13 protein-coding genes are annotated in these 20,367 nt (G+C 34.4%); 8 read left to right on the forward strand and 5 right to left on the reverse strand.

The window, feature by feature from the left end; translation table 11 throughout:
• The first annotated feature begins 124 nt into the window (after nt 1-124).
• Nucleotides 125-1,021, forward strand: coding sequence for a DUF4249 domain-containing protein (locus tag C6368_RS16550; RefSeq protein WP_107040342.1), 897 nt, complete (start codon nt 125-127; stop codon nt 1,019-1,021).
• Nucleotides 1,014-3,350 carry a TonB-dependent receptor gene (locus tag C6368_RS16555; protein WP_107040343.1) on the forward strand — a complete coding sequence of 779 codons (2,337 nt, stop codon included), beginning with the start codon at nt 1,014-1,016 and terminating at the stop codon, nt 3,348-3,350. Before C6368_RS16550 ends, C6368_RS16555 begins: the two co-directional genes overlap by 8 nt.
• Before the next feature lie 77 nt (nt 3,351-3,427).
• Here C6368_RS16555 and C6368_RS16560 read toward each other — a convergent pair whose 3' ends face one another.
• Nucleotides 3,428-4,180, reverse strand: a complete 753-nt coding sequence (locus tag C6368_RS16560) for a DUF547 domain-containing protein (protein WP_107040344.1) — start codon at nt 4,178-4,180, stop codon at nt 3,428-3,430.
• A 23-nt stretch (nt 4,181-4,203) separates the two neighbouring features.
• On the opposite strand from C6368_RS16560, the gene C6368_RS16565 reads away from it, so the two are divergent.
• Complete coding sequence (locus tag C6368_RS16565) at nt 4,204-4,896, forward strand: TIGR04283 family arsenosugar biosynthesis glycosyltransferase (RefSeq protein WP_107040345.1); 693 nt, start codon at nt 4,204-4,206, stop codon at nt 4,894-4,896.
• Nucleotides 4,897-4,927: 31 nt separating this feature from the next.
• On the opposite strand, the gene wecB is transcribed toward C6368_RS16565, so the two are convergent.
• Nucleotides 4,928-6,076, reverse strand: a complete 1,149-nt coding sequence (gene wecB / locus C6368_RS16570; RefSeq protein ID WP_107040346.1) for a non-hydrolyzing UDP-N-acetylglucosamine 2-epimerase — start codon at nt 6,074-6,076, stop codon at nt 4,928-4,930.
• A 309-nt stretch (nt 6,077-6,385) separates the two neighbouring features.
• On the opposite strand from wecB, the gene feoB reads away from it, so the two are divergent.
• Nucleotides 6,386-8,452 (forward strand): ferrous iron transport protein B, encoded by a 2,067-nt coding sequence (feoB, locus tag C6368_RS16575; protein ID WP_107040347.1) that lies wholly within the window; start codon nt 6,386-6,388, stop codon nt 8,450-8,452.
• A 305-nt stretch (nt 8,453-8,757) separates the two neighbouring features.
• Here feoB and ispF read toward each other — a convergent pair whose 3' ends face one another.
• The 3 genes from ispF to porU form a co-directional block, all read right to left on the reverse strand.
• Nucleotides 8,758-9,237, reverse strand: coding sequence for a 2-C-methyl-D-erythritol 2,4-cyclodiphosphate synthase (gene ispF, locus C6368_RS16580; RefSeq protein ID WP_107040348.1), 480 nt, complete (start codon nt 9,235-9,237; stop codon nt 8,758-8,760).
• Nucleotides 9,237-10,514 (reverse strand): type IX secretion system outer membrane channel protein PorV, encoded by a 1,278-nt coding sequence (gene porV, locus C6368_RS16585; protein ID WP_107040349.1) that lies wholly within the window; start codon nt 10,512-10,514, stop codon nt 9,237-9,239. Before porV ends, ispF begins: the two co-directional genes overlap by 1 nt.
• A gap of 124 nt (nt 10,515-10,638) precedes the next feature.
• Complete coding sequence (gene porU, locus C6368_RS16590; protein ID WP_107040350.1) at nt 10,639-14,496, reverse strand: type IX secretion system sortase PorU; 3,858 nt, start codon at nt 14,494-14,496, stop codon at nt 10,639-10,641.
• 181 nt (nt 14,497-14,677) lie between these two features.
• On the opposite strand from porU, the gene C6368_RS16595 reads away from it, so the two are divergent.
• From C6368_RS16595 to C6368_RS16610, 4 genes are all read left to right on the forward strand, one after another.
• Nucleotides 14,678-15,661: a PorP/SprF family type IX secretion system membrane protein gene (locus tag C6368_RS16595; protein WP_107040351.1), complete on the forward strand. Its 984-nt coding sequence runs from the start codon at nt 14,678-14,680 to the stop codon at nt 15,659-15,661.
• Between the two features lie 80 nt (nt 15,662-15,741).
• Nucleotides 15,742-17,757 carry an SUMF1/EgtB/PvdO family nonheme iron enzyme gene (locus C6368_RS17420; RefSeq protein WP_199851665.1) on the forward strand — a complete coding sequence of 672 codons (2,016 nt, stop codon included), beginning with the start codon at nt 15,742-15,744 and terminating at the stop codon, nt 17,755-17,757.
• A 65-nt stretch (nt 17,758-17,822) separates the two neighbouring features.
• On the forward strand, nt 17,823-19,124 hold the full coding sequence (locus C6368_RS16605; RefSeq protein ID WP_107040352.1) for a UDP-N-acetylmuramoyl-tripeptide--D-alanyl-D-alanine ligase: 1,302 nt from the start codon (nt 17,823-17,825) through the stop codon (nt 19,122-19,124).
• Between the two features lie 432 nt (nt 19,125-19,556).
• Nucleotides 19,557-20,367 (forward strand): PKD domain-containing protein (locus tag C6368_RS16610; RefSeq protein ID WP_159038653.1); only part of this gene is annotated, 811 nt, incomplete at its 3' end.

Genomic DNA, 20,367 nt, shown 5'->3' on the forward strand with positions numbered 1-20,367 from the left:
GAGGTTACGGTGTTTTTGCAGGATACAACTTTCAGGAATTAGATATTTCAGAACATGAATAATATTATTACAATATGAAAACAAATCAAACGTTGGTAATGAAATTAAATACTATACTCCGCTTATGCTGAAGTTTGCTTTCTACACATTGATTTTATCAACCTTTCTCTCCTCTTGCATTAAAGAGGTTAACTTAAATCTCGATAAATTACCTCAAAAAGTAGTTGTCAATGGATTAATTTGTCCAGATTCTTTATTCAAGGTTCATGTCACATTGACTTCAACCATGCAAGGTGAAAAAGAATTGATTGATAATGCAACTATAAAAGTTTTTAAAGATGGTGTTTATTTTTCCACACTAGGTTTTATAGGTGATGGATGGTATCAAGGCTATTATGCGACTCCTGAAATAAATTACAAAATCGAAGTTAATGTTCCTGGTTTTGAAACTGTTTGGGCAGAAACAAGTATTCCAAAATACCCTGACATCATAGATGCTTACTATGAAAAAGCAAATTCTACTCCAGATGAGATAGGTTATTTTCATGTAAAGACAACGATTATTTTCCAAGATAACCCCAACCAACACAATTACTATCAAACAGAAAGAGTTTATACTTTCAGTGACCAACCAAAAGAAATTGATGCATCATTATTAACAGATAGCGAGTTGGATTATAACCCACCATTTCTATTCTTCTCAGATGCTCTTTTCAATGGAGAAATAAAAAGTTTAACAGCTATGGGTGGAGGTTCAATTAGTCAAAGTTTAGGAGGAGGTACTACTTATTATCAAAGTGATTACACACGTGAATTTGGACCAGTAAGTAAAGAATATTATTTAGGAATTAGAAGCTGGACACAACATTACTATAACCAAAGTAACAGCTCAGGTATAAATGATCCGTTTATTGTATTATTTAAGGGAGAACCAACTGAAATGTATTCAAATGTTCAAGGAGGTTACGGTGTTTTTGCAGGATATAACTTTCAAAATTTAGAAATTGAAGCTCATGAATAAATGGTTATTTTTAATCTTTCTCAGCTTTAGTGGAATATCCTCCACTCAAGAATGCTACTTCTCTGGCTACATCATGGATTTTTCTTCCAATGAACCTATTGCTGATGTAATTATCTTAGAGGAAGGAACTTCCAATTATCAATTTACTAATCCTCAAGGCTATTTTTCATTTCCGATTTTAGATAACCGAGAAAATGTAAAGCTGAAAATCACTTCATTTGCTTATGTACCTTTAGTTTTTGAAGTAAATTGTATTGCAAAAGATACGGTACTATTTTTAAGAAGAGATGATGTTCAAAAATTTGAAGAAGTTACGGTAACTGCGCGAAAGCAAATAGAAATCGGCGTAATTTCATTGCCAATTGAGAGATTAAAGCAAATTCCAATGCTTGGTGGTGAACCTGACATTATCAAAGCGCTTCAACTTCAACCAGGTATTCAAGGCGGGAAAGAAGGAACAAGCGGTTTAATTGTAAGAGGTGGAACTCCCGACCAAAATCTATTCCTATTAGATAATGTTCCGGTGTACAACATCAATCATATTGGAGGATTTTTATCTACAATTGATGCCAATGCAATCAGAAGTGTAAAAGTTTACAAAGGAAATTTCCCAGCACAATATTCGGGTCGTTTGTCTTCAGTTTTAGACATTCGAATGAAAAACGGGAACCAAAAGAAGAAGTCCAGAGAGGTACAAATTGGTTTACTTTCTACAAAATTACAATTTGAAGGTCCTGTTGGAAAAGACAGCACATGGACATACTTAGCTTCCGTAAGAAGATTCAATTTAGATATCTTCACTAGTCTTTACTTTTTATGGACTGAAAAAAATGAAAATTTCGGCTACACTTTTTTCGATTCAAATTTTAAGTTAGTGAAGCGATTTAAAGACAATTCAACATTGAGTTTCGGATATTATGGTGGAAGAGATAAAATTTTTGCCAACGCAGGAGAATCACTTTTCGATAGTCCATCACGCTTTACATCAAAAATTAAATGGGGGAACTTTTTAGGATATGCACAATACAATAAAGCGATAAATAAAAAACTGTTCTATGATGCCAATCTTGCTTCAACTTATTTCTTCTTTTCAAATAAGACCAACTTAAAAGAAACCTTACCAGATGGAAGTGAAAAAAATACTGGAATAAATTTTAAGTCTAATATTACAGATTTAATGTTAAAGCAAAGTTTGACCTTTAAACTTCATCCAAAATGGACAATTAAAGGAGGATGGAATACAATAGCTCATTCTTATTTACCAGGAAGAATTGAATCATTAGGAAATGGTAAGGACACCATAATTGGGAACGAAAAAATCCGTGCATGGGAGAACAACCTTTATATTGAAAATCAATTGAAATTAGCGGAGAAATTAAAAGCTAATTTAGGTTTCAATTTATCTACCTTTACCAGCCAAGGAAGAACTTTTGTTTCGCCAGAACCACGTGCTTTATTACAGTATTTTCCGAATGAAACCTTCAGTATTCAAGCAGGATATGCTAGAATGCAACAATTTATGCATCTTTTAAGCAATAATGGAGGCGGAATTCCCAACGATATATGGATTCCAGCAACTTCTGAAATGCTCCCCGAAGAATCCGACCAATTCAGTGCAGGAATAGTTTTTCCTAATTTATTCAAGCAATTCCCACTTGATGTAACAATTGAAGGATATTACAAAACCCTCAATAATTTAATAGATTACAAAGAAGGCTCCACCTTAATTTCACCAGAAAGTCTTTCTTCAAAAGTAGAGACAAATGGAGAAGGAAAAGTATTTGGTTTTGAATTCTTAATACAACGAAATATTGGAAAAGTGAATGGTTGGGCTTCTTATACTTACTCTAATAACCAGAGAAAATATGACCAAGTTAATGATGGGAATTGGTATCCATTCAGATTCGACCGAAAGCACGAAATATCTTTGGTGTTAAATTATGAGATCAACGAAAGAATTGATGTTTCCGCAACATGGATTTACATGAGCGGAGAAGCTTTTACTTTAGCGCAAGGAAAATATGAATATCAAACCCCATCAATCCAAGATTACTATATTGGCTATGACCCACTAGGAAATTTAGCTCATATTTACGATGGAAAAAACAGCGTTCGTTTACCAGCATATCACCGATTAGACATTGGAGTGAATCTTAAAAAACAGAAAGAAAAAGGAATGAGAATTTGGTCATTCTCACTTTACAATGCCTACAATCAAAAGAATGCATTTTTCTATTTCTACAAAAAGAATGAAGCGGGTATAAACACATTACATCAAGTAACCGTTTTCCCTATTATTCCAAATTTCAGTTATCGCTTTATATTTTAATGGAAATGATGTTAGGGTTAGAAATCTGATTTTTAATTATAAAAATCAGTTCTGTGATTCAAACTTGGTGAGATGTTTTATTTCGATTCATTCAATCCCCAGTCATAATCCTTATATGTAAGTTCAGTTCCTGGCTTAATTTTAACTTTCGAATATTTGTTGATATAGGCAATCACAGAAGGCGCATTGTCTTTGAAATCCCCAGAAAACCACTTAAATAAAGAAGAAACCTCTGCTTTATCCTCAGTTATGGTGTTTTTCGTTTTATCATTAATGAACCTCATCATTTGTTCATCCATTTGTTGTTCTACTTTATCTCCTGTAAAAGCTCCTTTTCTTAAAGCTGGACATGAAATAGAAGCACAATTTACAACTGCATGCACTCTAGCGTCGTCCCAGTCCTTTCTTAATATATTGTGCTCGATATTATTCAAATCATATGTTTCGTCACCTAAATGAATGAATTTGATATCCCAAGTTGTATTTACCCGATAAATTGATCCGCCCAAATCCTGAATTGACTTTAAAGGATAGTTTCTTATCATTAATTGAATTGTAAAAGCATTGTAAGCATTGATCCAGTAAGCTTTCTTTTCACCAGAAGTCCATTTGCTATTTGGATGATTGTCGGCTAATTCTTTCAAGTATGAATTCAGTTCTGTTGAATCCTTTGTGAATCCTTTGTAATCCACAAATCCTTTATCATCCACGTGCTTTTTGAGTAGTTGATCCCACTTAGCATGTTGATGAAACGTAGTTTTGGACTGAGCAAAACTCGCGGATGAAATAGAAAGTAAAAAGAAATAAGGTAAAATTTTCAATATAAACATATAAGTATTTTAAATTTGCGATAATGAAACATTCAATTATCATTCCAACACTAAACGAAGAGGAGAAAATTTCTCAACTTCTTGAGTTTCTTACAACAAACGCCTTGTCTGAAACAGAAATCATAGTGATTGACGGTGGAAGTAAAGATAAAACAATCGAATTGGTAAAAAGGTTCGAGAATGTTAATTTAATAGAAACCAAAAAAGCCTCAAGAGCTGTCCAATTAAACGTTGGGGCAAAGCAAGCTAAAGGAGATGTTTTTTACTTTGTACATGCAGACGTCCTCCCTCCTCTTACTTTTGAAGAAGATATTGATAGATCCTTAGCGAACGGAAATGAATTTGGTTGCTACCGTTTTGAGTTTGATAAAAAAGCTTTGATGCTCAAATTTAACGCTTGGTGGACGCGCTTCGATTTTATGTTTTGTAGAGGTGGTGATCAAACTTTATTTGTAACTAAAGATGTTTTTCAAAAATTAAATGGCTTCGATGAAAGTTATGTTATTATGGAAGATTTCGACTTCATCCTTAGAGCCAGAAAAAAGTTTAAATTCCGAATTGTTCCTAAGAACGTCGTCGTATCTGCTAGAAAATATAAATTGAACTCCTATTTTAAAGTTAACATGGTCAACCTATACAGTTATTGGAGCTTCATGTTAGGAAAATCACCTGAAAAAATCAGAGACAATTATAAAACTTGGTTGAAGTTTGATTGAATTAGTAAGGACGTTTTGCAAAACGTCCCTACTAGCACCATTTCACAATCTCGCCTGCTATAAACTCAGCTGCTTTTCCATCTCCATACAAGCTAGGGAACTCCGCTCCTTTTTGTGCCATCATTTTCTCTACTCCTGCAACAATTCTATTTTTGTCCGCATCAGCAATTACAGCAACACCCTGCTCAACGATTTCAACCCATTCTGTTTCTGGACGTAAAATCACACAAGGTTTTTTGAAGAAATATGCCTCTTTTTGTAATCCACCGCTATCCGTAATTACTAATTGGCAATTTTTCTCAAGAGAAATAATCGTCAAAAATGAAACAGGTGGAATAATCTTAAATTGCTTACAATCTTTAATTTTTTGATGAAATTCTTCCGAGAAGTGAGTTTCCATACATTTGTGTGTTCGCGGATGCAAAGGCAAAACAATTAAATGGTCAGGATAATTTTCTGTAATTTCTAAAAAAGCTTCAAAAATTGATTTCAACTTTTCAGGATTATCAGTGTTTGCTCCTCTGTGAACCGTTGCTAAGAAATAAGGTTTGTAATGCAAATCTAATTCCTGATGTGTAGTTAAATTCTCAGCAGCTATATCAGAAAAATACAAACTGTTGTCATACATGATATCTCCACTGTGATAAACTTTCGGATTATCCGCATTAAAAGGAGCAATATTATCGACTTTAAAACCTTCATTTTTTAAATGATCAACTCCTGTTTTTGTAGGTGAAAAAAGTAAAGTGGAAACATGATCACACAATATTCTATTGATTTCCTCTGGCATTGACTTATTGAAACTTCTTAATCCTGCTTCGATATGTACAATTGGAATTCCCATTTTAGAACCTGCAATTGCTCCGGCTAAGGTTGAATTTGTGTCTCCATAAACAACTATTGCTTCAGGATTTTCTTTAATGAACAACTTCTCCAATCCAGAAATCATTTCGGCGGTTTGAGATCCATGAGAACCTGAACCAATATTCAAATTATAATCTGGCTTTGACATACCTAATTCTGTAAAAAACACCTCCGACATTTGCTCATCGTAATGCTGACCTGTATGCACCAAAACTTCTTTTAATTGATCTGCATAATTAGTTTTGATTGCTCTTGACAAAGCAGCAGATTTGATAATCTGTGGACGCGCACCAATAATTGTTATGATTTTTTTCATTTGAATATATTGTTGGACGAAAATAAGCAATTTGGTCCGATTTAATGTTGAGCTATCATCTTCTAAGTCCAAAATAAATGTCGTGGATAATTAATCATCGCTATTTAAACAAATCCGTATTTTGTTTATTGTTGCCTTCGACAGGTTCAGTCAACGGGATAACGCGACGATGACTAAGCTTACCAAAGGCGACGAAGATCCATTTCTACCAATGCAAGAGCAACTGAAGTTAAAACTATTAAGAATCTTTCTAATTACCCACTTAGGGGTATTTCCAAACCAATAAAAATTCACCAATTTTGCACCACAATGAGCAAAAAAAAGAAAATAGCATTAGTTGGAAACCCAAATTCAGGTAAAACATCTTTGTTTAATCAATTAACTGGGTTGAATCAAAAGGTTGGAAATTATCCAGGTGTTACTGTCGATAAGCGTTCTGGAACAATAAAGTTACCAAACAATGAAGTTTGTGAATTAATTGATTTACCTGGAACTTACAGTTTGTCCTCCAAAAATGATGATGAGAAAGTTGTTCAGAATATTCTACTCAATCCAAATTCTGAGGTATTTCCAGACTTAATAATCATTGTTCTTGATGGAACTAATTTAGCGAGAAATCTATTTTTAGCTTCCCAAGTTATTGAATTAGGAATTTCAACAATCATGGCCGTGAACATGGTTGATATCGTTGAAAAATCAGGAGACCAAATTAAATTACAGGAGATTTCTGATTACTTCAATGTTCCTACAACTGCTATTTCTGCGAGAAGAAACAAAGGAATTAAAGAATTGTTGGAACTAGCAACCGCTGAAATTCCTCCCTCAACAAAATCTTTATTCAAAAAAGAGAAGTACGAAAATTTACTGGCAGACGCAAAGCATTTATTTAAGTCTACGACGCCTTATATGTTGTTTAAGCAAATCAATAATGCGAAATCCTTATTAGATGAAAAAGGAACAGGTGAATTAAAAGAGATTGCAAAGAAGAATGATTTCGAACCGCTAAAAGAAGAAATCTTAGAAATTAGTGACCGTGTTTCAACCATTAATAAATCCAGTTCAAGTTTCTATCTTAAAAAAGAGAAAGTTAAACAAAGAACGATAACAGATAAAATTGATAAATATGTGACACATCCACTTTGGGGTCTACTTATCTTTTTGGCTGTGTTTTTTGTCCTTTTTCAAGCCATTTTTACATTCGCATCCTATCCAATGGATCTAATCAATGATGGAATTGTAGACTTGGGGATATGGGTTGGAAATTTCCTCCCCGATTCTTGGTTTGCCGACTTCATCTCTGATGGGATTTTCGCAGGATTAGCAGGTGTTTTGGTATTTGTTCCTCAAATCATGATTCTCTTTGCGCTTATAGCTATTTTAGAAGATACTGGCTATTTATCGAGGGTTAGTTTTATGACTGACGGGCTTTTAAAACGCTTCGGAATGAATGGAAAATCTGTTGTGCCTTTGGTTGGAGGGTTCGCTTGTTCAATACCTGCTATCATGGCTGCACGGGCCATCGAAAACAGAAGAGAAAGATTTATTACGATTTTTATCGTCCCATTGATGGCCTGTTCAGCAAGACTTCCTGTTTATGTATTCTTGGTTTCTTTTATTGCTCCAGAGGAATATATATGGGGTTTTATTAGCGTGCAAGGACTTTACATGATGGGACTTTATCTTCTCGGATTTGTAGTCGCTTTAATTGTTGCCATGGTGATTAATTTATTCATCAAAAAAGACGAAAACGGTAGTTTTATTTTAGAATTACCTAACTATAAAATGCCTAGCTTAAGAAATGCTGTTAACGCTGCAATTAATAAAGGGAAAATATTTGTTGTCCAAGCGGGTAAAGTGATATTAATTGCATCCATTATTTTATGGGTACTCTCCTACTTTGGACCAGGTGATCGCTTCGAACAAATTGAAGAAAAATACACAACTTTAATAACTGAGAATGATGTTTATGCCGACTCACTTTACACAAAAATGAGCAGTGAAAAACTCGAAAATTCTTACTTAGGGATAATGGGAAAGACCATTGAACCAGCAATCCAACCTTTAGGATTTGATTGGAAAATAGGAATTGCACTTGTTGCTTCATTTGCGGCGCGTGAGGTTTTCGTGGGAACAATGTCAACGATTTATAGTGTGGAAGGAGGAGAAGAAAACGAAAAAGGTTTAAAAGCCATCAAATTCTCATACGCAACAGCATTTTCACTGTTAATTTTCTACGTTTTTGCACTTCAATGCATGAGCACAATTGCAGTGGTAAAACAAGAAACAGGTAGTTGGGGAATCGTTACCCTTCAATTTGTTTTGTTTACGGGAATAGCTTATTTGGCTTCTTGGCTAACATATGTTCTTTTACAGTAGTGAGGATTGAGTTTTGAGTATTAATTTCGGGTTGTTGAGGACTGAGGATGGTCTACCTTTTTAAGTAAAATAGTATAGAACGAATTTTCTTGCTAAACGAAATTTCTATTTCTTAAAATAACATTTCTCTATTATTGTATTGTACATTACAATAACGTGTATTAATATAATTGTGTCTTTCTAAAATAGGCTTGGAAATGCTTAAAAAATAGAAAAATCCAAGAGCTTGATTCCTAAAAACTAAATTTTCCAAACTCCATACGCAATCCTCCGTACTCAATTCTCTATTCCGTACTCAATTCTGATTACTCCTTACTCAATAAACAAACCACATAAGCTTTCAGTGCCTTCTGTGTTCCAAAAGAATCTACCTTCTCGTGTGTTGTTGCTTTAATTGAAACATTTTCTAAATCCGTCTCAAGAATTTCTGCAATCGTTTTCTGCATTTCAGGAATATGTGGATTCAGTTTTGGCTTTTCTAAAATAACAGTAGCATCAAGATTTCCCAAAACATATCCTTTCTCTTTAACGAGTTTAAAGGTATCTCTTAAGAGAATCTGTGAATCAATATTCTTGTATTTTGGATCTTGATCTGAAAAGTGAAACCCAATATCGCGGAGGTTTAAAGCCCCCAACATGGCATCACAAATAGAATGAAGCAAAACATCTGCATCAGAATGACCAAGTGCGCCTAATTCAGAAGGGATATTTACTCCGCCAACAACCAAATCACGACCTGTTACCAATTGATGTACATCGACACCGAACCCAATCTTAATTTTCATTATTGAGGTTTAACTGTTCCTGAACCAGCAGAAGCCTTCTCTTTATTATTTAGGTGAAGTCTAAGCGTAAAACGAATAGTGTTTTGCAATGGATTATTTCTTCTCAAAGATGTCAAGTAAGAAAAATCTATACCGAAAATATTATATTTTAATCCAACTCCAAAAGTCAAGTGTTGACGAGCTCCTTTGTTTAAGTTTTCATAAAAATAACCTGCTCTTGCTGCAAATAAATCATTGTACCAATACTCTATTCCTGTTCCAATCATTATTTCAGTTAGCTCTTCTTTTAATTTAGTTCCACTTACTACTTCATAAGAACCATCTGCATTCTGAATTAAGTTTCCATTTTCATCCTCAGCCAAAGCACCTGGAGCATCATAAAATGATTGTAAAATCCCAGCTACAACTCCAATATCTGTGTCATAACCAGATATAATGTCTCCGGTAACACTATTTCTAATCGGTGAAGTAGGTACCAATAATTTTGAAACATCTAATGCCCATGTAACACTGTTGTATGAATCTAAATCAAAAGTCATTGCCGACCCTAATTTCAAGTTTGTAGGCAAGAAATCACGTTCATCTTCTAGAGAATAAGACAATTTGTTACCCACATTATTTAAGGTAACACCAAAAGCCAAAGATCCATTTGTCCCTCCATATCTTACGTCATCATTAAAGTAAGAAAATGAAACATCAGCGGCACCTGCCAAACCTGGCTTACTTGACGCCCCTTCTACTGCAACTCCAGCAGTCAAATCAGAATAAATAAATTTCCCATTTAAACCCAATGAAAACTTATCATTTAATTGAAAAGAATAACCGGCCAACAATTCAAGCTCGGATGGCGTGTGTGTAATTGTTTGGTTTCCATTTGCATCAGTAAAAACAATTTCACCTAAACTAAAGAAACGTAAGGATCCACCCACTACATTTCGATCATTAAGTCGAACAAAACCAGCCAAATGAGATAGATTGATATCGTTTGCTATATTCTGAAGCCAAGGTGAATAAGATAGTGAAATCTCAGAATCCTCTTCAGTAAACGCTAACATTGACGTATTCCAAAAAAACGAATTCGAGGATGGACTTAAAGCTGTACCTGCGTCTCCTAAGGCACCTGATCTTGAATCTGGTGTGATTTGCAGAAAAGGAACCGCTGTAGTAATTGTATTCAACTGTAATTCAGAAGCATCCTTAGCTCCATTTCCTCCTTGGCTTATTGCTGCTGCGGAGATTAGAGTAGTTAAACTGGCAAGAAAATATTTTTTTATCATTCTGTGTTGTTATTCGACTTTATAAACTAATAAATATAGCTAAATCAATTGTTAAAGCTGTAATCTTTCATCAGTCTACAAATATACGTAAACATAGAAAAATTATTGCGTTTTAAAATTAAAGTTATTTCAAAAGATATAATTTTTGCATTTCCTGAGTCTTTTCTCCATCAGGATTTTTAATGGTTACACGATAAACGTATACACCTTTTCCTATTTGATCTCCGAAATCATCCCTTCCATCCCATGCTATTCCAGCGGTTCGGAAACCACGCGTTTCAACAGTCTCATTTATGGTCTTTACTAAACGTCCTGTAACCGTAAAAATTTCGATTTGTGTCTCTAATGCTGAGCAAACTTGATTGTGTTCGAAAAAGAATTCAGTATGAGTTGTAAATGGGTTTGGATAATTTAAAACATGTTCTAACGCTATATCTTCTAATTCATGAACAGTAAATTCTATTGTTTTCTCACTTGAATTATTATTTACATCCCAAGCCTTGAAGGTTAATGTATGCAATCCAGGTTCTAACTGATCCATCTGATAAGTCAAACTTCCACTTTTATAGGTGTCCAGATCCGATTCATAAAAAGAATTTAAAACTTTTGCCTGGCTGGTTTCATTGTCTACAATAAGCGTAATATCATGTCCAATTCCATTTCCAACAGTATTAATACCACTTTCGTCAAAAAGCTGAGCAATCAAAATTGGTGTTTCATTTGATATTCCTCCATTTACAAAGCTTTCATCGTTTAGATATAATTCAATTTCAGGACCTTCTTGATCGTTTAAACCAGTGGTATCAATTCCGCCAATAAGAAATTCATCTGAATACCCACCGGCATTAATATCATTCGTACTCCATGAATAAAAGCTTGCTTTACCTTTACCATAGGTATAATTAATGTCCTTTGGCACAATAAACTCAAAATCGAAAAACCCATTATTTACCGATACTTTACCTTTAAACAGAACACTTTCTTGCAATTCGAAATCCATCACTGGCGAATCTGCATCTTGTCCTAAAGTTGATCTGTCAGAAGGTTTATCATAAATTGAAGGTTGAATGATTCCATTAAAACTATTTAATACATTACCGAATTGATCTTCAAGATGACCTGACATCCTCACTTTTGCCAATGCTTTTAAAGTATCGTTCACCACATTAACATCAAATTCATTAATGCTATCCAACACCACTTTTTCGTAAGGCAAGGCAATTCTTAAAGCAGGATCACCCAACAACATGAAACTTCTTTTATCATCGCCACCTGATGAATTGTTTTTGGTATCTAAAATGATATCTCCAAAAGTGCGAGGTCGGTTCTCTGCGTCTCGCTTAAATACATTTCTAAAAAACGCAGCCGTTACCGATGAGTTAGTATTGATAAAAACTGCTCTTGAAGTTGTCATCAAAGCGATAGCACCTCCAACATCATTTAACGCCATCAATTCTCCTATTGAAACCAATTCGTTATCGTCAATTCGAGAAAATTCACATGTTGCAGAAACAAAGAGTGTTAATTTATCAATGTTTGTGTATGCTTCAACTTCGCTCACAGACATTATTCTTTCTTGTGCAGCACCTTTCGAGCCTCCATGTCCAACATAACAAGTCATAATGGAACCCGACTCCACACTTCTATTAATTTCACTATTCACTTCGGGGAAACGCTCTCCACCTGCGGTTGTAATTTGCACAAATGCGTCAGCGTAAATCTTTTTTGTATTCATTTCCGGATGATTGACCTTTACGTAATCTGCTCCATTCTCTAAATCTGTAACAAATTGACCACCGTTTTCATCATCAGCTATTGTCGTGTATCTTTGCCTCCAATCACCGTGAGTGGAAATAAAACCATTTTCACCACATGATAAATTACTGGAAGCATATAGTAAAGAACCGTTGTTCATATAATGTTCAACTTTGTCAACCAAAGTTCTAGCGTGTTTATCTGTAGTTGCAACAAATCTTCCAACTCCAATATCTACTCCGTCAGCTAAATCAAATGACTCATCATCATCCAAAATTCCAAAATAATCATCTGAAGCCAAGGAAGAAGTATAGCTTTCTGAATTTAAGGTTTCATAAACTGGCAGCATGTAATTGTTATTTGCAACTCTACCAAGTGGGTCATAAGTCCCATCACCAAACATCAATAAATATTTTGGTTGATTTGAAGGATCTCCTCCTGCACGGTCATAGAACATTTTGGCAAAATATCGAATGGCCGTTGGATCCTGTGTTCCGCTAGAAAATTCATTATAAATTTGTTCAACAGGAACTACGTGAACAGTAAGTCCGTTATTCTCGTGAAGACTCGCTAAACGATTTGCTTGAGCCATAAAACTAGGATGAGTAACGATCAAATAATCTGCAGGAGCCAATGCGTGCAAATTTTGATTTTGAACCCTCTTAAGGAAAGTAGGGATTTTAAAACTTGTTCCATTAAATGTTACAAATTCTCTCAAACTATCCGAATCAACTTTAAAACTGAAAGTTCCACCAACATTACTTCCTTGAACCTTTCTTGGCTGCGTAGGAGAAGTGATTTCCCAAACCACTCCATTGGATGGATAGTTAGTGATTTGCATTTCAGCAACATTTCCAAAACCTACCGAATTTAAATCGCGAAAACTCATTCCATTGAAATATTTCATATTACTTCTTGCATTAACTTCCAAAAAGTCTAAGTACCCCATATTTAATGGTGACTCCCGATTAAATTGTACAGAAACAGAAAAATTACTTGAAGTAGGATTAAACACACCCGGCAAAGAAGTAAATCCACCTCTTGAAAAACTTTCGGGTTGAGAATACCCCATGTTCGCAGTTCCTAACAAGGTATTTCCAAAATATGTTGTAAAATTAACTCCATTAGAACCATTTCTACTGGCCATAAAACCCCTAATAATAGCTCCAGCAGAAGTATTTAAATTTGGAATATTCATAGAAAAAGTCTGTGTCAGATTAGCGTCAAATTCTTCGCCATACCAACGCTGACCACCTTTCATAATGCTTCGCGTCTCTTCTTCATGAATTGTATAGGAATTATAATCAGTAACCACATTGGTAGTAGGTTGATTAGATAAAACAGCATCTTGAATTCTAGCTGGTGTGTTTGAAGCGTTTATATTGATAAAATAAACAGATTGATTAGAATAAATATTCAGCGTTCTAGAAAATCTTCCATTGCTCTCCTCCCATTTATGTGGTCCTTTTCCATAAAAAAGAATATAGTCGTTGGCATCAAAAGAACCATCACTATCTCCAACAATCAAAATATCATTCTTCAATAAATCATCTGGTCGATAAGTACTATTTAATTCAGGTAATTTTCCAAACCCATTTCCATAAATATTAATATCATTAGGATTTAAATTCTCAACATTAATTCCAATACTTGATAGAAAATTATAATCTATTTTATGCACTCCATCAGAAGTCAGAGCTATTTTGTACCACTCTCCTGTTCCACTCCTTAGAACTGATTCAGCAGCATAAGTCATTCCCTTAGAATTAAAGACAGGTGTGGTGGTTTTGTTTAGCGTTATTTTATCAATTTTTCTAATTTGTCCATTCACTTTCACAAAAGGAGCAAGCGAAAAAACAGCAATTGGATTTCCAGCTGCTTTATTATTTTTCACAGAAAAAACAGGAGCGTTTTCAACTTTGATATCAAACTTGTCAATAAAATCTTTGGTAAATTGATCAACAGGAGAAGATTGATAAGTAAGCAAATCAAAATTCCATTTTACACCATCCGTAGTCCTATTGAACTTTTGATAATAAACTATGTTGTTTTCACTAAAAATAGCATTTTCCAAATTAGGTATTTCTAATGCCGAATTAGGCAAAGTCAATTCAAGCGGAGTAGTGTTCCAAGTCAATTCAATTTCGACTTCATTTTGAGCATATGACATAAAGGATGTCAATAAAACTCCAATAAATAAAATAAGTTGATGTTTTGGTTTACTCATAATTTTCTTAATGTAATTTTAAAAACGCCAAGTTCTTAAAAAAGTTTAGATTGCAGCGTAATTTTAATAGCTAAACGAATACTAATTAAACATATTTTAAAAGAACTTTATTTTATTTGTAACTAAACCCTTTTTTTTTCGTAAAATTGACGGTTGTTCAGGTAACATGTAAAGAAATACTATGCTAAAAAAATCATTCCTTACTTTACTGACTTTAATGATGATGCTAATTATCAGCGGAGTAAGTAGTAAGACATACGCTCAAGACCCTCAATTTTCGCAATTTTACGCGAATCCTATTTATTTGAACCCTGCTTTTGCGGGAAGTAATGGTTGCCCAAGGTTTGCCGTTAATTATAGAAATCAATGGCCAAATCTTTCGGGTTCGTTTGTAACTTATTCTGCATCTTACGATCAATATCTTAAAGGAATAAATGGAGGACTTGGTGTAATATTAACACATGACCAACAAGGAAAAGGAACAATCAGCCATTCAACAGTAAGTTTAATTTACAATTATCATTTAAAGGTAAACCGTAAATTCACAATGATGTTTGCAGGTAAAGCGACTTGGAATCAGAAATCTTTGGATTGGGACAGATTAACTTTCGGTGACATGATCGATCCAAGAAGAGGTTTTATATATAGTACCAATGATACACCAAGAGGAGGAAGCAGAGGATTTTTTGACGTTTCCGCTGGAATGGTTGGATTTACAGAGAAATTTTTCTTCGGAGTATCAGCATACCATTTAAATATGCCAGACGAATCCGTAATTGTTGGAAATAGTCCGATGCCAATTCGATTTACTGGGCACATGGGAGCAAAACTACCTCTGGGTGGGAAATCTCAATTCAACACTGATATTTCAATCATGCCAAATATTATCTTCCAATATCAACAAGGATTTATGGAAGCTTTAATTGGAACGTATGTACAGTATGGTGTATTTACAACTGGAGCTTGGTTCCGTTCAAGAGATGCATTTATTTTATCTGCTGGAATTAACACTGGAAAAGTAAAAATAGGATACAGTTATGACGTTACTGTGTCAAAATTAAATAATGGTGTGTCTGGAGGGTCTCATGAAATATCTTTAGGATTTGATATAGATTGCAAAGCAAAAAGACCAAGTTTCAGAACTATTTCTTGTCCTTCTTTTTAAGAAAGTTGTAACTAAAGATAAAAAACACGTTATTTGTATATTAGTTGAAGAGTTAAATTATGAAAACAAAGACCAAAAATATGAAAAGAGTAACAAAATGGTTGATGGCATTTAGTGCAATTGCAATCGTTTCTTCTTGTGCTAGGGAGACCTCAAACACAACAGGTTGGGATTATAACAATCCTGAAATGGGAGGTTTTCAAAAAGTTCCATTTGTTGATCAAGAAACTGGTCCAGGATTGGTGCTCGTTCAAGGGGGGACATTCACAATGGGACGTGTTGAAGATGATGTAATGTATGACTGGAATAATAGACCACGAAGATTAACAGTTTCTTCTTTTTACATGGACCAAACAGAGGTTTCTAATTTTCACTGGTTAGAATATATGTATTGGTTGGATAGAGCTTATTCTGGAACATACCCTATGGTTTATAAAAATGCTTTACCAGATACTTTGGTTTGGCGTTCTGAATTAGGTTTCAATGAAAAATATGTTGATTATTATTTCCGTCACCCTGCATACAGAGATTATCCAGTTGTTGGAGTTTCTTGGTTACAAGCAAATGACTATGCAAAATGGAGAACTGATCGTGTAAATGAGTACATATTAATACGTGAAGGTATTTTGAATTTCAATGTTGATCAAACAGATGAAACTACTTTTAACACAGAGGCTTATTTGAATGGAAAAGGTGATGAAAATGTTCGTCGTAATCTAACAGATTTAAATCCTTCTAATATTACTGGTAAAGATTTAGGTGAACGTTCTGTTGGAATGTCTGATGGTATTCTTTTACCACGTTACCGCCTACCTACTGAAGCTGAATGGGAATTTGCATACTATGGTTTAATAGGAAATATGAGTAGTGAAGACGGTGAAGTAATCAGTAGTCGTAGAATTTACCCATGGGATGGACACTATGTTCGTCAGGATAACGAAGAATTCCAAGGTGAAATGCGTGCTAACTTCATGCGTGGTCGAGGTGATTACATGGGAGTTGCAGGAAATTTAAATGATGGTGCCGATGTAACTGCTCCAGTTGATAACTACTGGCCAAATGACAACGGACTTTACAACATGGCAGGAAACGTTGCAGAATGGGTACTTGATGTTTATAGACCATTATCTTCTGAAGATGTTGATGATTTCAGACCTTTTAGAGGAAATGTTTTCCAAACTAAAGTGTTGAACTCTGAAGGTGTTGTAGATGAGAAAAACTTCCAAGTTGAATATGATGTTCACGGAATGAAAGAATACTTAAATGAGTTTGAGAGAATACGTTTCCAACGTGTTTCCGCAGAGAAGCATGATCCAGATGACGATGTGATTCGTAAAGGAATAATGAAAGACAATGAGTCTGCTAACCCTGTTGCTAGAGGTTATGCTCCAGATCCTTATTATATTTCTCAAAATAGTGAGAAAGATGTTGAAGAATTAAGAATTCTTAAAAAAATCAATCAAGTTTTAGATAAAGCAATTGAATATAAAAACAAAAAATTAGACATGGAAGCTTCCATGTACGTTCAAGAAAACCTATTCGAAGGAATTTTTGTTGACGAATTTAGAGAAGGTGACATGGGAGGTGAATATGCTTATGAAATTATCTCTGTGCTAAGAAACGGTTTCTCTGATTACATGGTGGAAACGCCAGGTAAATTGAAATACCGTGATGTAACTGAAGAAGAGAACATCGGACGTTTAAATTACAGAAGAGCAGATTACATCGATTATTTGGATGGTGATATTGAATCTTCAATTCACTACGACAATACGAAACGTAAAAATGATATTAATCAAGCAAGACGTGATCCAGACTTAGTTATGTACCAGAACAAGTATGAAGAGTTTGACTTGCAAGGTGGAGATATCCAACCAGGAGGAGACGATCGTACGGCATGGCCAACATCACTTGTATCAAACAAGTCTAGAGTTTATAAAGGAGGTTCTTGGAAAGACAGAGCTTACTGGATGGTAGGTGGTAACAGAAGATACCTTGACGAAGATCAAGCAACTGATTACATTGGTTTCCGATGTGCTATGGATAGAATTGGTAGCCCAAGAGGAATGAATGATACTAAAAAGAAAAGAAGATAAAATTTAGCTTTTAATCTATTTAAGTCCCGACTACATCGTCGGGACTTTTTTTATATCAATATTTTATGAAAGATTTATTTCAATTATTTTATGAATGTTCAGGGATATCTACTGATACAAGAAAAATAAACAAAGACGTTCTTTTTATTGCATTGAAAGGTGATAACTTTGATGGCAATAAATACGCAGAGCAGGCCATCGAAAAAGGAGCAAAATACGCAATAGTAGATGATGACGAAATTGCCAATGGAGAAACAATCTTTAAAGTTGAAGACAGTTTGATCTTTCTACAAAAGTTAGCCAATCATCACCGTAAGACTTTTGACATTCCAGTAATTGGAATTACCGGAACCAATGGTAAAACGACAACGAAAGAACTTGTTGCTGCCGTTTTAAGTAAAAAGTTTAATGTGCACTTCACTTTAGGAAACCTGAATAACCATATTGGGGTTCCCCTCACCCTACTCCAACTAAATAGAAATCATGATTTGGCGATAATTGAAATGGGTGCGAGTAAACTAGGTGACATTAAAGAATTGGTAGATATCGCTTCTCCAACCCATGGATTAATTACGAATATCGGTCAGGCTCATATTGAAGGTTTTGGAAGTGCTGAAAATATTATCATCACGAAAACTGAATTATATAAAGCTATTCAAGATAATAATGGTCAATTGTTTTTCAATATTGACGACAAAGTTTTGACAGAAAAACTACCTTCTACTTGCCCTACTTCGAATTATGGTTCGAAAAAAGAAGCTGACGTATTTGGTGAAATAGTTGATTTGTCTCCAATGCTCTCATTTAAATGGAAAAGTGAAAATTATTCTTCTCCTGACGTTAACACACAAATTATAGGTAAATATAATTTCTATAATATGCTGGCAGCAATCTGTATAGGTCAACATTTTAAAGTTGAGAATACCGACATAAATAAAGCATTAGAGAATTACAAACCAAGCAACAACAGATCTCAAATAGAAAAAACAACTCAAAACGTTGTAATTTTGGATGCCTACAATGCAAATCCAACAAGTGTAAAATCTGCCTTAGAAAATTTTGCTGAGATCAAATCAACAGCCATAGGATCAAGTAATAAACTATTCGTTCTGGGAGATATGTTGGAATTAGGTGAAAACACAAAAATATATCACCAAGAAATTATTCAATTAACTAAAGATCTAGAACTTCAAGGAATGTTTGTGGGAAGTATTTTTAAAAGCCTTTCCGAAGAAAATGACATCTTGGCTTTTGACTCTACAGCTGCAGCGAAAGACTTCCTCTCTATCGGACTCCCAAAAGACAACCTCATCTTATTGAAAGGATCAAGAGGAATTGGACTGGAAAAATTGATTGAAATTTTGTAGGAGGATTTTTTGACTTCGAGGTATTAGACTTTTAGACATTAGTTTGATAGATGCTGGATTATGACTATTTGCTTTGAGATTCTATTACATTGAATTTATACGATTAAAGCAACCAAGGCAAGGTGAAACTTTTCACTTACTATGTGAAAACAAAAAAATTCAAAGGGTTACAATACTCAAAGGAGGTTTCTCACTATAAAATTAGTTTGGCAAAACTATATCCATATTACATAAAATTAGCTCTAAAAGTAGATTGAAATGATTAGAACGAAGGTTTATTTAATTGTTGTTTGCTTGTTTTGAATATCATTTTAGGCTGGATGAATTACAATTGTTTTACATTCTTGTTAACAGCAAGCGTAACCCATTAAAATAATTTATGCAACCTTTTCAATAAAAATCAAGTCTATTTTTAAACACAACTCTTAAAATATGAAATCACTTCTAAATAGTTTACTCATAATCATGATTCTTACCTTCTCTTTTGGAGCAAAGTCTCAAACACCTTGTAATTTAATTGGTTCGTTTAATGCGGTTGACACCTTAAATTGTACAACCATTTTTCATCCTGACTATCAAGACACAAACTATATCTATTCCTGGGATTTTGGTGATGGGAACACTTCTAATAGCGCTATTGCCGTAAATCAATACGCTAATCCTGGAACATACACCGTTACAATAGTAGTTTCTGACTCTACATGCTCTGATACCATTTCCCAAGTCATAACTGTTCCTCCTTGTACTCCACCTTGTCCTACATATGCGGTATTCTATAAAACAGATTCTGTGTGTGACACTCACTTCCATCCATATATAGTAGATTCCTCTTTTACATATTCATGGGACTTCGGTGATGGGAATACTTCCAGTTTAATTGAACCAATACATACTTACTCAGCCCAAGGACTTTACCCAGTAACACTTGTAGTAACCCAAGGAAATTGTACAGCCACCTTCACCGATTCTATTCAATCGCCTAATTGTAATAACACTCCTTGTCCAATTAATGCTAACTTCTATCATTATGACTCTCTTTGTTATACAGGGTTTTATCCAACTCCATTAGATTCAAATTTAAATTACTCATGGGATTTTGGAGACGGAAACTCATCAAACCTTATGGTTCCTGAGCATTTATATGCTTCACAAGGTTATTATAGCGTAAAACTTATTATTTCTGCCGGATCTTGTTCAGATACAATTATACAAACGGCCTATTCCGCTCCTCCATGTAATTCGC

It is taken from the genome of Brumimicrobium mesophilum, assembly GCF_003025005.1.
Classification (GTDB): Bacteria; Bacteroidota; Bacteroidia; order Flavobacteriales_D; family Crocinitomicaceae; genus Brumimicrobium; species Brumimicrobium mesophilum.

What these genes read in the sequence shown, in the direction of transcription:
- C6368_RS16595 (WP_107040351.1), top strand. Translation starts at nt 14,678, where the DNA reads ATGCTAAAAAAATCATTCCTTACTTTACTGACTTTAATGATGATGCTA.
- feoB (WP_107040347.1), top strand. Translation starts at nt 6,386, where the DNA reads ATGAGCAAAAAAAAGAAAATAGCATTAGTTGGAAACCCAAATTCAGGT.
- C6368_RS16550 (WP_107040342.1), top strand. Translation starts at nt 125, where the DNA reads ATGCTGAAGTTTGCTTTCTACACATTGATTTTATCAACCTTTCTCTCC.
- ispF (WP_107040348.1), bottom strand. Translation starts at nt 9,237, where the DNA reads ATGAAAATTAAGATTGGGTTCGGTGTCGATGTACATCAATTGGTAACA.
- wecB (WP_107040346.1), bottom strand. Translation starts at nt 6,076, where the DNA reads ATGAAAAAAATCATAACAATTATTGGTGCGCGTCCACAGATTATCAAA.
- C6368_RS17420 (WP_199851665.1), top strand. Translation starts at nt 15,742, where the DNA reads ATGAAAAGAGTAACAAAATGGTTGATGGCATTTAGTGCAATTGCAATC.
- porV (WP_107040349.1), bottom strand. Translation starts at nt 10,514, where the DNA reads ATGATAAAAAAATATTTTCTTGCCAGTTTAACTACTCTAATCTCCGCA.
- C6368_RS16555 (WP_107040343.1), top strand. Translation starts at nt 1,014, where the DNA reads ATGAATAAATGGTTATTTTTAATCTTTCTCAGCTTTAGTGGAATATCC.
- C6368_RS16605 (WP_107040352.1), top strand. Translation starts at nt 17,823, where the DNA reads ATGAAAGATTTATTTCAATTATTTTATGAATGTTCAGGGATATCTACT.
- porU (WP_107040350.1), bottom strand. Translation starts at nt 14,496, where the DNA reads ATGAGTAAACCAAAACATCAACTTATTTTATTTATTGGAGTTTTATTG.
- C6368_RS16565 (WP_107040345.1), top strand. Translation starts at nt 4,204, where the DNA reads ATGAAACATTCAATTATCATTCCAACACTAAACGAAGAGGAGAAAATT.
- C6368_RS16560 (WP_107040344.1), bottom strand. Translation starts at nt 4,180, where the DNA reads ATGTTTATATTGAAAATTTTACCTTATTTCTTTTTACTTTCTATTTCA.